Annotated in this window: 12 protein-coding genes; 11 read left to right on the forward strand and 1 reads right to left on the reverse strand. The window is 65.3% G+C overall.

Features of this window, described 5'->3' with window-relative positions; all coding sequences use genetic code 11:
• Positions 1-4: 4 nt before the first annotated feature.
• The 7 genes from V5F84_RS12650 to V5F84_RS12680 all read left to right on the forward strand — a co-directional run bounded on the left by V5F84_RS12650 (position 5) and on the right by V5F84_RS12680 (position 8,439).
• Entirely contained in the window at positions 5-3,124 is a 3,120-nt protein-coding gene (locus V5F84_RS12650; RefSeq protein ID WP_394043532.1) for an efflux RND transporter permease subunit, read from the forward strand.
• A 277-nt stretch (positions 3,125-3,401) separates the two neighbouring features.
• Positions 3,402-3,590 carry a hemin uptake protein HemP gene (hemP, locus tag V5F84_RS12655; RefSeq protein ID WP_394043531.1) on the forward strand — a complete coding sequence of 63 codons (189 nt, stop codon included), beginning with the start codon at positions 3,402-3,404 and terminating at the stop codon, positions 3,588-3,590.
• Positions 3,591-3,738: 148 nt separating this feature from the next.
• Complete coding sequence (locus tag V5F84_RS12660) at positions 3,739-4,557, forward strand: hypothetical protein (RefSeq protein ID WP_509277108.1); 819 nt, start codon at positions 3,739-3,741, stop codon at positions 4,555-4,557.
• A gap of 175 nt (positions 4,558-4,732) precedes the next feature.
• On the forward strand, positions 4,733-6,463 hold the full coding sequence (locus V5F84_RS12665; protein WP_394043529.1) for an ArnT family glycosyltransferase: 1,731 nt from the start codon (positions 4,733-4,735) through the stop codon (positions 6,461-6,463).
• The gene (locus V5F84_RS12670) at positions 6,460-7,365 is read left to right on the forward strand and encodes a phosphatase PAP2 family protein (protein WP_394043528.1); all 906 of its coding nucleotides are present in this window, start codon (positions 6,460-6,462) and stop codon (positions 7,363-7,365) included. Before V5F84_RS12665 ends, V5F84_RS12670 begins: the two co-directional genes overlap by 4 nt.
• Complete coding sequence (locus V5F84_RS12675) at positions 7,362-8,117, forward strand: glycosyltransferase family 2 protein (RefSeq protein ID WP_394043527.1); 756 nt, start codon at positions 7,362-7,364, stop codon at positions 8,115-8,117. The genes V5F84_RS12670 and V5F84_RS12675 overlap by 4 nt, the downstream gene beginning before the upstream one ends.
• On the forward strand, positions 8,107-8,439 hold the full coding sequence (locus tag V5F84_RS12680; RefSeq protein WP_394043526.1) for a lipid-A-disaccharide synthase N-terminal domain-containing protein: 333 nt from the start codon (positions 8,107-8,109) through the stop codon (positions 8,437-8,439). Before V5F84_RS12675 ends, V5F84_RS12680 begins: the two co-directional genes overlap by 11 nt.
• Positions 8,440-8,506: 67 nt before the next feature.
• Here V5F84_RS12680 and metC read toward each other — a convergent pair whose 3' ends face one another.
• Positions 8,507-9,688, reverse strand: a complete 1,182-nt coding sequence (metC, locus tag V5F84_RS12685; RefSeq protein WP_394043525.1) for a cystathionine beta-lyase — start codon at positions 9,686-9,688, stop codon at positions 8,507-8,509.
• 174 nt (positions 9,689-9,862) lie between these two features.
• Between metC and V5F84_RS12690 the strand changes: the two genes are divergently transcribed.
• From V5F84_RS12690 to V5F84_RS12705, 4 genes are all read left to right on the forward strand, one after another.
• Positions 9,863-10,873 (forward strand): amino acid ABC transporter substrate-binding protein, encoded by a 1,011-nt coding sequence (locus V5F84_RS12690; RefSeq protein ID WP_394043524.1) that lies wholly within the window; start codon positions 9,863-9,865, stop codon positions 10,871-10,873.
• A gap of 147 nt (positions 10,874-11,020) precedes the next feature.
• Positions 11,021-12,313 carry an amino acid ABC transporter permease gene (locus V5F84_RS12695; protein ID WP_394043523.1) on the forward strand — a complete coding sequence of 431 codons (1,293 nt, stop codon included), beginning with the start codon at positions 11,021-11,023 and terminating at the stop codon, positions 12,311-12,313.
• Between the two features lie 7 nt (positions 12,314-12,320).
• A complete protein-coding gene (locus tag V5F84_RS12700; protein ID WP_394043522.1) occupies positions 12,321-13,712 on the forward strand; it encodes an amino acid ABC transporter permease in 1,392 nt (463 codons plus the stop codon).
• Positions 13,713-13,723: 11 nt separating this feature from the next.
• Positions 13,724-14,515: an amino acid ABC transporter ATP-binding protein gene (locus V5F84_RS12705; RefSeq protein WP_394043521.1), complete on the forward strand. Its 792-nt coding sequence runs from the start codon at positions 13,724-13,726 to the stop codon at positions 14,513-14,515.
• Positions 14,516-14,559 lie beyond the last annotated feature (44 nt).

Raw genomic sequence — 14,559 nt, forward strand, 5'->3', positions numbered from 1 at the left:
GCCGATGTTCGCGGAACTCTGCATCCGCCGGCCCGTCCTGACGACGCTGATGATGTTGTCGCTGATCGTGGCCGGCCTGTTCGCCTATCGCCTGTTGCCGGTGGCGGCCTTGCCGCGGGTGGACTTTCCCACCATCAACATCACCGCGACCCTCCCCGGCGCCAGCCCGGAAACCATGGCCTCCGCGGTGGCGACGCCGATCGAGCGCCAGCTTTCGACCATTTCCGGCATCACCTCGCTGACCTCGTCGAGCACCCAGGGCTCGACCTCGATCACCATCCAGTTCGACCTGTCCCGCAATATCGATGCGGCCGCCCTCGACGTGCAATCGGCGCTCTCGGTGGCGCAGCGGCAATTGCCCGACGAAATGACCACCCCGCCCAGCTTTCGGAAGGTGAATCCCGCCGACGCTCCGGTGATCCTGCTCGCCATTTCCTCCGACACGCTGCCCCTGTCATCGGTGAATGAATACGCCGATACCATCATCGGCCAGCAGATCTCCCAATTGCCCGGCGTGGCGCAGGTGCAGATTTTCGGCACCCAGAAATATGCCGTGCGCATCCGCGTCGATCCCGCCGCGGCGGCCACGCGCAACATTTCCGCCGCCGACATTCAAGGCGCGATCCAGGCTGCCGCGTCCAACACGCCCATCGGGCAATTGTCCGGCCCCAAGCAGTCGATCACCATCGACATGGGCATTCCCAAGGCCGATGCGGACGTCTATCGCCGTCTCGTGGTGGCGTGGCGCAATGGCGCGCCGGTGCGGCTGGACGAGATCGCCCGCATCACCAACGGCGTCGAGAACGAGCGCATCGCCTCCTGGTTCAATGACGAGCGCTCGATCGTGCTCGCCGTCGTGCGCCAGCCCGAAGCCAATACGGTGGCGGTGGTGGACGAAGTGCGCGCCCATCTGGAGCAATACCGCGCCCAGCTTCCGGCCTCGGTCAACATTCAGGTGCTGAACGACCGTTCTGTGTCCATCCGCGATGCCGTGGCGGACGTGCAGAAGACGCTGATGGAAGCCATCGTGCTGGTGGTCCTGGTGATCTTCCTGTTCCTGCGCAACGTGCGCGCGACCATCATCCCGGCCCTGGCGCTGCCGATCTCCATCATCGCCACCTTCGCGGCCATGTGGGTGCTGAATTTCTCCATCAACAACATGACGCTGCTGGCGCTCACCTTGTGCGTGGGCTTCGTGGTGGATGATGCCATCGTGGTGCTGGAGAATATCTACCGCCACATCGAGAACGGCATGAAGCCGTTCGCGGCGGCGATCCTCGGCGCGCGGGAAATCGGCTTCACCATCATCTCCATGACCATCTCCCTGGTGGCGGTGTTCATCCCGGTGCTGTTCATGGGCGGCGTCGTCGGGCGCGTGTTCCGCGAGTTCGCGGTGACCATCTCGATCGCCATCCTGGTGTCGGGCTTCGTCTCCCTCACCCTGACGCCGATGCTCTGCGCCCGCGTCCTCAAGCCCGTGGACCATCACAAGAAGCCCAACGCCTTCTTCCGCGTGACCGAGGCCATGTTCGAAGCCTGGCTCGGCGGCTATCGCCGCAGCCTGGATTTCGTGCTGCGCCACCGCCCGTTCATGCTGGGCGTGACGTTCGCGACCCTGTTTGCCTCCGTGGCGCTTTATATCGCGATCCCCAAGGGCTTTTTTCCAACCGAGGACACCGGCTTCATCACCGGCACGGTGGAAGCGGCGACCGACACCTCGTTCGAAGCCATGGTGGAGCGGCAGAAGCGGGTCGCGGACGTGGTGCGCGAAGATCCGAGCGTCGCCTATCTGGTCTCCACCGCCGGCGCCACGGGGGTGAGCCGCACCACCAATACCGGCCGCCTGTTCGTGGCGCTGAAGCCGCGTGCGGAGCGCAGCAAGAATGCGACGCAGGTGATCCAGGACCTGCGCAAGCGGGTCGCCGCGATCCCCGGCGTCAATGTGTTCTTCCAGCCGGTCCAGAACATCAATATCGGCGGGGTCGCGTCAAAGAGCCAATATCAATACACGTTGCAAAGCTCCGACACCGCCGCGCTCTATGCCACCGCCCCGGCGTTGCTGGACCGGCTTTCTGAACTGCCCGGCCTGCGCGACGTGACCTCTGACCTGCAGATCTCGAACCCGCAGCTCACCATCGACCTCGACAAGGACAAGGCAGCGGCCCTCGGCATCACCGAAGCCCAGCTGCGCGATGCACTCTATACCCAGTTCGGCACCCGCCAGGTGGCGACGCTCTACACCTCGACCAACCAATATGCGATCATCGCCGAGGTGCAGCCGCGCTTCCAGCGGGACGCCAATGATCTCAGCAAAGTGTACCTGCGCACCTCGAAGGGGGGCGTGGTGCCGCTGGAATCGGTGGCCGAGATCCGCCGCACGGTCGGCCCGCTCCAGATTGCCCACCAGCAGCAGCAGCCGGCGGTGACCATCTCCTTCAACCTCGCGCCGGGCACCTCGCTCGGCCAGGCGGTGGAGCAGATTCGGACGGCCGAGCAGGCGGCCAACCTGCCGGCGACGGTCACCACCGGCTTCCAGGGCACCGCGCAGGTGTTCCAGGATTCGCTCTCCAACCAGCCGCTGCTGATCCTCGCCGCGGTGGTGGTGATCTACATCGTGCTCGGGATCCTGTACGAAAGCTTCATCCACCCGCTGACGATCCTCTCCGGCCTTCCCTCGGCCGGCATCGGGGCGATTCTGACGCTGATGGTGTTCGACATGGAATTGTCGGTCATCGCCATCATTGGCATCGTGATGCTGGTCGGCATCGTGAAAAAGAACGCGATCATGATGATCGACTTCGCCCTCGGCCGGCGGCGCGAGGGTGTGGATGCGCAGGACGCCATCCGGGAAGCCTGCCTGATGCGGTTCCGCCCGATTATGATGACCACGCTGGCGGCGATCTTCGGCGTGCTGCCGATCGCGCTCGGGGCCGGGGCGGGCTCCGAATTGCGCCAGCCGCTCGGCATCGCGGTGGTGGGCGGTCTGCTGGTGTCCCAGCTGCTCACCCTCTACATCACCCCGGTGATCTATCTCTATCTCGACCGCTTCGACCGCATCGTGACCCGCGCGGTCTCCGGCGGCGAGGACCCGCAGCCGGCGCCTCCGCCCGCGCCGGCGGAATAAAGCGCCCGGGCCGCAGCACAGTTTGGTGCTGTTCCAAAGCCGGGCCGCATCGGCCCGGCGGCGTTGATTTTCCAGACCTCTCGCAAGCTCTCTTGGCCCCCTCTCGCCGCTACGCCGCGTGCGTTGCGAAACGCCTTGACGCGCCTGCGTTGATTTGCGCCACTTAATGTATTACTGAGAATTCATGTGGGGATGATCTAATATTGAATGGTTCTAAGGAGCGCATAAACTTGCTCTAAGCCGTTCATTTTGAGAATTCGATTTGGAGTAATTCAAAATGGCGAAACATGAACATGGTGGCGCGGCCTGGGGGGCGGATAGCAAGGCCCGGGCTTTGCCGATGATCGGATTGCAGCTGGACAGCCGCGACCTGTTTGCTGCCGGGCGCGTCATCACGATCGCGCATGGAGAGCAAGTGTACCAGCTGCGGCTCACCTCACAGGGCAAGCTCATTCTGACGAAATAGTGCAACGCAATAAAACAGGCGAGATGAATTCCATCCAGGCTGGATGCAATAAGCGTTAAGTCGGCTTCCGTTATCTTGGAGTCTTCGGGTAGTGTCGTTGCCTGTTGGCGCGAAAACACTGCCGGACGCTGAGGCTGAGACGGAAGACATGAAAGCCATCGACGCACGGACCCTTCATGCGGGGATAGAGACCGCGGGCGGCATCGATCTGGTGGACGCAGGCCTGCACTTGCCGGATCGCGACGCCCTTGCCGCATCCGCGCGGGATGGCGGGGAACGGTCGCAAGCCCTGGCGCGGCTTCTGATCCGGCGGATGGACCTGACCGGCACCGCGGCCGCCATGATCAGCCTGCCCGCGCCGGCGTTGCTCTGCGATGTCGAATGGGTGGTGACGCGAGCGCCGGCGCGTTTGCGTGCCGTGGTGCCTGGAAATGCCTGGCTCGATGCGGGAAGCCTGGCAGACATGGCCCGGCGCGGTGTCGCCGCGGTTTCGATCGACGGCGCGGACCTCGCCGCCGCAGGACAGACCGCCGTGGGCGCGCTGATGCGGCGGCTCGGCGCCTTTGGATTGCATCTCCAGCTTTGCGGCGCCGAGGCGCACCTCGCCTTGCCGTTCGCACTGGGGCACGCCGTGCCCGTGCTGATGGATTACCGCATCGGTGCCGAGCCGCACAATGAGGCGCCGGCCGAGATCGCGTCTGGTGGCCACGCCGATCTGTGGCTGCGCCTGCGGCTTTGCGAAGACGCCAGCCCGCCGGTCCTGGAGCGCGCGGCTCGCCGGTTGCGGGCCCATTGTCCCCAGCGCATGGTCTGGGGCGGAGGGTCTGCCGGACCGGGCGCCATCCTTGCCGCCCTGCCGATCCTGATTCCCGACGGCGCGGCGCTCGCCGGCGTGCTGGGCGGCAATGCCCGCTGGCTTGCCTTCGGTGCGGCACTCGATTGGGACGAATTCGGCGACGCGGCCTGAGGCGGCCTGAGGCGGCCTGAGGCGGAAGGGGGCGGAACGCCATTCTTCCGCCCATCTGCTCGGTCAGTGCAGGGTCAGGGGAACATGGCCGTGGCCAAGCGGGGAGGTGGCTCTTTCCGGCGCGGGCGTTTCTGCTATGGTCCCGCGCCCTGAACGACCGGACCCGACTGAACGCATGGCCATTTCCGAGCCCGCCGGCACGCGCCGCACCCGGGCCATCGATATTGGGACCTTCCTCAGCGAAGGCCTCGATCGCATGGCTGCAAGCCATGCGCGCGCCGTGCTGGCGCTGGTGGTGGTGGCCTTGCTTGCCTTCGTCCCGGGCATCTCCGGCATCTCGCCCATCGACCGGGACGAAGCGCGCTTCGCCCAGGCCACGAAGCAGATGCTGGAGAGCGGCAATTACGTGGACATCCGATTCCACGATCAGGTGCGCTACAAGAAGCCGGCCGGCATTCATTGGCTCCAGGCCGCGAGTGTGACCATCGCCGAGGCCGTGGTCGGCCCCTCGGCGCGCTCCTCCATCCTGTTTTATCGCCTGCCGTCCCTGTTCGCCGCCATCGGCGCCGTGCTGCTCACCTATTGGGCCGCGCTGAACTTCGTCTCGCGGCGTGGCGCCCTGCTGGCCGGCCTCATGATGGCGAGCTGTGTCCTGCTGGGGGTGGAAGCCCGCCTCGCCAAGACCGACGCGATGCTGCTGTTCACGACGCTCTGCTCCATGGCAGCCCTGGCGCGGGTCTATGTGCGGCCGGATGCCGACCGGAAGCATGATTTCGCCTGGGCGGCGCTTTTCTGGACCGGGCTTGGCGTCGGCATCATGATCAAGGGACCCATGGCGCCCCTGTTCGTGGGCCTGCCGATCCTGGTGCTGGGGATCATCGAGCGATCCGGCGGTTTCCTGCGCCGATTGAAGCCGCTGCCCGGGCTCGTCTGGTGCGCGCTGATCTGCCTGCCGTGGTTCGTCGCCATCTATTTCGTCACCAACGGCACCTTCTACAAGCTCGCGGTCGGCGTGGACATGCTGGGCAAGGTGACGGACGGGCAGGAGGGGCATTGGGGGCCACCGGGCACCTATCTGCTCGCCATGTGGGGCACCTTCTGGCCGGCGATCGCCGTCGTGGCGATGGCGGTGCCGTTCGCGTGGCGCGCCCGCAAGGACCGCGCGGTGCGCTTTCTGCTGGCCTGGGTCGTACCCGCCTGGATCGTGTTCGAGATCACCGCGACCAAGCTGCCGCATTATGTGCTCCCGCTCTATCCGGGCCTCGCCATCCTCGCCGCTCTCGCCATGGAGCGCGGCGCGCTGGTCGGGCAGGGGCGGCGGATGCGGGATTTCGCCAATCTCTGGCCGATCCTCGGCGGCCTGCTGTTCATTGTCCTGGCGGTCGGGTTCCACTATCTCGGCAATGGGCTTGCGCTCGCCGCCTGGCCGCTGCTCGCGGTGGCGGTTGTGCTGCTGGTGGCCGCCGCGCGCAGCATCGCCGTGCCGGGACCGCAGGCGGCCTTCCTGGTCGCGATGCTGGGCGCCCTCGTTCTGTATTGGGGCGTGTTCGGGGTGCTGCTGCCGCAGATGCGCGGCGTGTGGATTTCCCAGCGCCTCGCCGAGATCGTCCGCGAAAGCGGCTGCCCGGCGGCAAATGTCGCGACCGTCCCCTATCAGGAGCCGAGCCTCGTGTTCCTGGTGGGCACGGATATCAAGTTCACCGATCCGCATCAGGCCGGAGATCTGCTCAAGAAGGGCGGATGCGCCATCGCCTTCATCGGGGCGGACATGAAGCCGCTGTTCGAGGCGCATGCCCGGGACATCGGGCTTGCCTACCGCGCCACTGCGACGGTGGACGGCTTCACCTATAATGGCGGCCGCAAGGTGAGCATCACCGCCTATCGGCCGGCGGAGGGCCCGCAATGACCCCCGCTGCGCTGCCGGAAAGCGCGGCCAATGGCCGCCTGTCCCGCATCCTGGCCGATCTTCTGGCGGTATGCGCGAGTCTTCTGGCCGCGTGGCGCTATCTCTGGCATCGCCCCGTGCGCGGGCCGCAGCCGCGGGTCGGGCTCGCCGGGGCCGTGGAGGGGGTGTCGCTCGCCATCCTGGTCGTGAGCCTGATCGCCGCCTTGATGATCCTGGTGGATCCGCTGATTCCGGGCCTGCGGCTGCGCACGCCCATGGGCGTGGTGCATTTTTTCGAGCGCATCACCGCGCTCGGACTCGGCGGCGTGATCCTTTGGCCGCTGGGGCTTGCCCTGCTGGGCGTGCTGGCGCTCAAGCCTCGCCTTGACGACATGGGCCGGCGCATCGCCGCCGCCGTGGCGGCGCGGCTCGGCTTCGTGTTCCTCAATGTCGCCGGCGTCGGTCTGGCGGTGCTGGTGGTGAAATATCTGCTCGGCCGTGCGCGGCCTTATATGGCGCTTCATCTCGCGGGGCCGAACGCGCAGCTCACGTTCGACTGGTTCGCCATGCGGGCGAGCTTCTCCTCGTTTCCGTCCGGCCATAGCACCGTCGTGTTCGCGGTCGCCCTGGCCTTCGCGGCGCTTTATCCCCGGGCGCGCGGCGTGCTGATCGCGGTGGCGACGCTGGTGGGCATATCGCGCGTGGTGCTCGGCTCGCATTATCCCAGCGATGTGCTGGCGGGGGCCGCGCTCGCCAGTGTCTCGACCATCCTGCTGGTGAAGCTGTTCGCGGCCCGCCGTCTGGTCTTCGCCGTGGCTGCGGACGGCGCCATTCGCCCCATGGCGGGGCCGGGCGCACGCCGGCTTGCCCGCCTTATCCCTAAATCCGCACGCATGTCCGCGCTCGAAGAGGCGAGATCTTGAATTCCCCCGCGCCAAATACACCGCAAAACCCGCGCCTTTCGGTCGTCATCTCGGTCAAGGACGAGGCGGAGAACATCGCCCCCCTGGTTGCGGAGATCGACGCCGCGCTCAAGGAGCCGTTCGAGCTGATCTTCGTGGACGACGGGTCCGCCGACGACACGCTGGCACAGCTCAACGCGGTCGCCGCGACACGGCCTTATGTCCGCATCCTGCGCCACGCAAAGGCGTGCGGGAAATCCGCCGGCGTCAACACCGGCGCCTGGGCGGCGACGGGCGAGATCCTGCTGCTGCTGGATGGCGACGGGCAGAACAATCCGATCTATCTGCCGGAACTGCTGCGCGTGCTGGACGCGGGCGGCCCGCGCGTCGGCATGGCGCAGGGCGAACGGCAGGGGCGCAAGGACACCGCCTTCAAACGCGTCCAGTCGCGCATCGCGAATGCGGTGCGGGGGGGATTGCTGCAGGACGGAACCAAGGATACAGGGTGCGGCCTGAAAGTCGTGCGGCGCGAGCTCTATCTGCGCCTGCCGGTATTTGACGGGCTCCACCGCTTCACGCCCGCGCTCGTCGCGCGTGAAGGGTATGGCATCGTGACATATCCGGTGGTGGACCGGCCGCGCTGGCACGGCAAATCCAAATACGGCTTCTTCGACCGCCTTTGGGTCGGCATTGCCGATCTGCTCGGGGTCTGGTGGCTGATCCGGCGCCGTCGCGTGCCGGAACTGGTTGAGGTTGATCCGAATGCTCGTTGAACTGGTCCACGCCGCCGGGGATTATCTGCACGACGTGTTCGTCACGCAGCTTGATTGGTGGGTTGTCCTCGGCTTCGTCGCCCAGATCCTGTTCACCATGCGGTTCGTGGTGCAATGGCTTGCAAGCGAGCGGGCCGGACGATCGGTGATTCCGTTCGCCTTCTGGACCTTCTCGCTGGGCGGCGGCACGCTGCTGCTGGTCTATGCCCTGTATCGCAAGGACCCGGTGTTCATCGCCGGGCAGGCGCTCTCCACCTTCATCTATATACGCAACCTGCAATTCGCGCTGCGCGAGCGCCGGGCGGATCGCGCAGCCACCTGAGCGAATTTGCGGCTCCGTAGCCCGGCCCCCTCCCGCATGCGGGAGAGGGGAATAGAAGAATCGCGCGCTACGCCGTCGCCATCTTCGCGAATGCCTGCTCCAGGTCCGCCATGAGATCGGCCGTGTTTTCCAGGCCGATGTGCAGGCGGATCGCGGGGCCTTCGGCGTGCCATTGGGTGGCGGTGCGATAGCTGCTGCAATCGAAGGCGATGATGAGGCTTTCGTAGCCGCCCCAGGAATAGCCCATGCCGAAATGCACCAGCGCGTCGAAGAAGGCCGCGAGCGCCTGATCCGAAACCGGGTTCAGGATCGCGCTGAACAGGCCCGAGGAGCCCTTGAAGTCGCGCTTCCAGATGGCGTGGCCGGGGTCGCTCTCGAGCGCGGGATGCAGCACGCGGGAAACCTGCGGCAGGCCTTGCATCCAGCGGGCCACCTTCAGCGCCGACTCCTGATGCCGCTCAAGGCGCACCGCGAGCGTGCGCAGGCCGCGGGAGCCGAGCGCCGCATCATCGGGGCTGATACAGATTCCCATGTCGCCGTGGGTGGCGTGGACGCGCTGCCAGCTTGGCCCGACGGCGGAGATGATGCCGAGATTGAGGTCGGCATGCCCCCCGATATATTTCGTCCCCGCCTGGATGGAGATATCCACGCCAAAATCATGCGGCTTGAAAAACAGGGACGTCGCCCAGGTATTGTCGATCAGCGTGGTGATGCCGTGGGCGCGGGCAACGCCGGTGATGGCCGGGATGTCCTGCATCTCGAAGCTCTGGGAGCCGGGCGCTTCGAGGAAGATGGCGCGGGTGTTGGTCCGCAGCAGCAGCGTGCGGATGTCGGCCCCGATCAGGGGATCGTAATAGCTTGTTTCCACGCCCATTTGCTTCAGCACCGTGTCGCAGAAGCGGCGCGTGGGGAAATAGGCGGTGTCCACCATCAACAGATGGTCGCCGGCGGAAAGGGCGCTGAGCAGCGCGATGGAGCACGCCGAGAGACCCGACGGGGTCAGCACCACGCCGTCGGAGCCTTCCAGGGCTTTCAGGGCCGTCTCAAGCGCCTCGGTGGTGGGATTGCCGCGCCGCCCGTAGCTGTAGCGGCCGCGATGGGCGGCGAGATCGGCATAGGTGGGATAGAGCACGGTGGAGCCGCGGACCACCGGCGGGTTGACGAAACCGTCGAAACGAAACGGATCGCGGCCGAGGCGGACCACCTCGGTCTCTGGCGCGAAATTTGCTTTAACATCGGTGGGCGTCATCGGATGCTCCGAAATGCCTAATCCTGCATCTGCCCACGCACGCGGCATGCTATTGACCACCCGGTCGCGAGGGATTGAGATGTATCCCATACGACGTCCCGGACAACGGCGTCGATCCCGAACCGCGGGACGTTGTCCGATTCGCTTCAGGTGCAACAAGAGAAGGGACCTTCCGTGAAACGCATCCTGTGTGCAGTGGCTGGATTGATCGCGCTCGGCGTCGGCGCGGGGCATGCCGCGACGCTTGACGACGTGAAGGCGCGCGGCGCTCTCAACTGCGGCGTGACCCAAGGCTTGCCGGGATTCTCCAATCCCGACGACAAGGGCAATTGGACCGGCATCGACGTGGACTTCTGCCGCGCTGTGGCGGCCGCCATCTTCGGTGATGCCACCAAGGTGAAATTCTCTCCCCTCTCGGCCAAGGACCGCTTCACGGCGCTCCAGTCGGGCGGCATCGACGTGCTCTCGCGCAACACCACCTGGACCATGTCGCGCGACACCACCCTCGGCTTCAACTTCGCCGGCGTGATGTATTACGACGGCCAGGGCTTCCTGGTGCGCAAGTCGCTCAACCTCAAGTCCGTGAAGGACCTGGCGGGCGCCTCGATCTGCGTGCAGACGGGCACCACCAACGAGCTGAACGTCGGCGACTATTTCCGCACCAACAATCTCAAGTATGAGCTGATCGCGTTCGCCACCATCGACGAGACGGTGAAGGCCTATGATTCCGGCCGTTGCGACGCCTTCACCTCCGACCAGTCGCAACTCTATTCGGTGCGGCTGAAGCTGACCAACGCGAACGACCACGTGGTTCTGCCCGAGGTCATCTCCAAGGAGCCGCTCGGCCCCCTGGTGCGCCATGGCGACGATCAATGGTTCGATTTGATCAAGTGGACCTATTACGTCCTGCTGAATGCCGAGGAACTCGGCGTCAACAGCAAGAACGTGGAGGAAATGATCAATTCCCAGAATCCGGAGATCAAGCGTCTGCTGGGGTCTGACGGCAAGTATGGCGAAGCGGTCGGCGTGCCCAATGACTGGGTCGTCAAGATCGTGAAGCAGGTCGGCAATTACGGCGAGATCTTCGACCGCAATCTCGGCCCTGCGACCCCGCTCGCCATCAATCGCGGCCTCAACAAGCTGTGGAACCAGGGCGGCCTTCAATACGGCATGCCCGTCCGCTGATGCGGTGATCCGGCGCCCCTGCGGGCGCCGGATTTCCTTTCGCCGGGCCCGCCGGCCCCGGTACCGTCCGTGGGGCGACGGAACGACCTTTCCGAATTTTTTGCACTTTCCAAAGGGGCCGCAGAGTCCCGGATCTTGAGGGGCTAGATGACAGACGCACGCTGGTCGGAGCCCGCTCCGACGCGCCGAAAATGGTCCTGGACCGATCCGGCGCTCCGTTCCGCAGTGATCCAGATCGCATTGGGCATCGCGCTCATCTGGCTTGCCTGGTCGTTCTTCGCCAATGCCCAGGCCAACCTTGCCCGGCAGGGCATCGCCTCGGGCTTCGGCTTTCTCGACAATTCCGCCGGTTTCGGCATCACGCAGACGCTCATTCCCTATTCGGAATCCATGAGTTACGGCCGCGCCTTCCTGGTGGGCCTGCTCAATACCCTGCTGGTCGCCTTCCTCGGCATTATCCTCGCGACCATCCTCGGCTTTCTCGTGGGCGTCGCCCGCCTTTCCGAGAACGTGGTCATCAAGGCGCTGGCCTCCGCCTATGTGGAAGTCACGCGAAACCTGCCGCCGCTGTTCCAGATCCTGTTCTGGTACCTGGCGGTTCTGGCGGCCATGCCGAATCCGCGGCAGAGCTGGGGCTTCGGCCTCCAGCCGCTGTTCAATTTCCTCGCCGACAGCTTCGCGGGGATCGGCCTTGCGCCCGTCTCCTCCCTGTTCCGGGCACTGGCCGGGGACGTGGCGGGGCCGTCGGTATTCGTGAACAATCGCGGGCTCGTGGTTCCGCGCCCGGTGTTTGAGAGCGGCTTCGTCTGGGTGGTGGTGGCCTTCTTCGTCGCCATCGTCGCGTCGATCCTGATCGGCCGCTGGGCCAAGGCGCGGCAATTGGCGACCGGCCAGCAGTTCCCGGTGTTCTGGACGGGATTCGGCCTCATCGTCGGCCTGCCGATCATCACCTGCTTCGCCCTCGGCGTGCCCGTGACCCTGGAAAAGCCGGCCCTGCAGGGCTTCAACTTCGTCGGCGGCGTACGGGTGATCCCGGAGTTCGTATCGCTCCTGATGGCCTTGTCGATCTATACCGCCGGATTCATCGCCGAGATCGTCCGCGCCGGCATCCTCGCCGTCTCGAAAGGGCAGACCGAGGCGGCAAAATCGCTCGGCCTGCGCTCGGGCCCGACGCTGCGCCTGGTGGTCATCCCGCAGGCGATGCGCGTGATCGTGCCGCCGCTGACCAGCCAGTATCTCAACATCACCAAGAATTCGACCCTGGGCGTCGCGGTCGGCTATCCGGACCTGTTCGCCATCTTCGCCGGCACGACCCTGAACCAGACCGGGCAGGCGATCGAAATCATCGCCATCACCATGGCGGTCTACCTCACCATCTCCATTCTCACCTCGATGCTGATGGGCTGGTACAACAAGCGCGTCGCGCTCGTGGAACGGTGAGGGCGCCATGAACACCGCAACGCGCCCCGCACCCCAGGCGGCCTTCGTCGCCCCCAAGGACCTGCGCCCCCAGGAGCCCGCGCCGGTCTCCAATCGCGGCCTCTATGGCTGGTCCCGCGCCCATCTGTTCGGCTCGGTCGGGCAGGTGCTGCTGACCCTGCTCGGCATTTTCGTCGTCTATGTCACCATCCCCCCACTGCTGAAATTCTTCATCTTCGATGCGGTCTGGAGCGGCGCCGGGCGTGATGCGTGCCTGCCGGAAAAGATCGGCCGGCCGGTGGGAGCCTGCTGGCCCTTCATCTATGCCAAGTTCAACCAGATCCTCTACGGCTTCTATCCGGAGAGCGAGCGCTGGCGGGTGAACGTGGTCTATTTCCTGGGCGCGGCGCTGCTCGCTCCGCTGCTGTTCCCCAAGGTGCCGTACAAGCGACTGAATGCGCTGGCCTTCTTCGGCGTCTATCCGGTGGTGTGCTTCGTACTGCTCACCGGCGGCAATCTCTCGTTCAATAATTTCCTGCTGGGCGGCACCGGGCTTGAGAACATCAAGGGCTCGTTTGCGGGATTGCGCCTGTCCTATTGGGTGCAGTTCATCGTCGTGACGGGGATTGCGTGCGCAATTGCCGCCTTGGCCGCCCCCGTGTTCGGCGGCAGCCGGCGCGGAGCGGTCCAGGGGACGCTGTCCGCCTTCGGGGTGCTCGCTTTGGTGCTGCTGGCGGCGGACCTGGATTTCGGGCTTCAGGAGGTGGAAACCCGCCAATGGGGTGGTCTGCTGGTCACGCTGGTCATCGCCGTCACCGGCATTGTCGTGTCGCTCCCGCTCGGCATTCTCCTGGCGCTCGGGCGGCGATCCCAGCTGCCGCTGGTGAAGATCTCATCCATCGTCTTCATCGAGTTCTGGCGCGGCGTGCCGCTGATCACCGTGCTGTTCTTCGCCACCTACATGCTGCCGCTGTTCCTGCCGGGCCGCTTCACCATCGACGGCCTGTTGCGGGCGCTCGTGGGCGTGGCGCTGTTCGCCTCCGCCTACATGGCGGAGGTGGTGCGCGGCGGGCTCCAGGCGATTCCCAAGGGGCAATATGAGGGCGCGCAGGCGATGGGCCTGCGCTCGGGCCTGATGATGCGCCTCGTCATCCTGCCCCAGGCCCTGAAGCTGGTGATCCCTGGCATCGTCAATAATTTCATCGGCCTGTTCAAGGATACGACCCTGGTCCTGATCGTCTCGATCTTCGATCTGCTGGGCATTCTGCGCGCGTCCTTCACCGACCCATCCTGGGCGACGCCGACCACGCTGTTCACCGGCTTCGGCTTTGCCGGGCTCGTCTATTTCATCTTCTGCTACGGCATGTCCCGGTATTCGATGGCGCTGGAAAAGCGGCTCGACCGGTCCAACCGTCATTGAGGGAGAGTGTCATGTCGTCTTCCGTATCTCCCACCGATCCCCTCATTGCCGCGGCGGAGGCGGATGCGCCGGCGGTGGCCGTGGAGCTCATCGCCGTCAACAAATGGTACGGCGATTTCCACGTGCTGCGGGACATCAACCTCACCGTGAAGCGCGGCGAGCGGATCGTCATCTGCGGACCGTCGGGGTCCGGCAAATCGACCATGATCCGCTGCATCAACCGCCTGGAAGAACACCAGAAGGGCCGCATCGTCGTGGACGGGATCGAATTGACCAACGATCTCAAGCGCATCGACGAGGTGCGCCGCGAGGTCGGCATGGTGTTCCAGCACTTCAACCTGTTTCCGCACCTCACCATCCTGGAGAATTGCACGCTCGCGCCCATGTGGGTTCGCAAAATGCCCAAGAAAGAGGCGGACGAGGTGGCGATGCACTTCCTCAAGAAGGTGAAGATCCCCGAGCAGGCGAATAAATACCCCGGCCAGCTCTCCGGCGGCCAGCAGCAGCGCGTTGCCATCGCGCGCGCGCTCTGCATGCGCCCGCGCATCATGCTGTTCGATGAGCCGACCTCCGCGCTCGACCCGGAAATGGTGAAAGAGGTGCTCGACACCATGGTGAGCCTCGCCGAGGAAGGCATGACCATGCTGTGCGTGACCCATGAAATGGGATTCGCCCGGCAGGTCGCCGACCGGGTCATCTTCATGGACGCCGGCCAGATTATCGAGATGAACGAGCCCAACGCCTTCTTCTCCAATCCCCAGCACGAGCGCACCAAGCTGTTCCTCTCGCAGATCCTGCACTGAGGCATTCCGGGCGCGGCGAACCGAAACCCGCGTCCGGACGTTAC

This window comes from Roseixanthobacter liquoris, assembly GCF_043195135.2.
Lineage (GTDB): Bacteria > Pseudomonadota > Alphaproteobacteria > Rhizobiales > Xanthobacteraceae > NCEH01.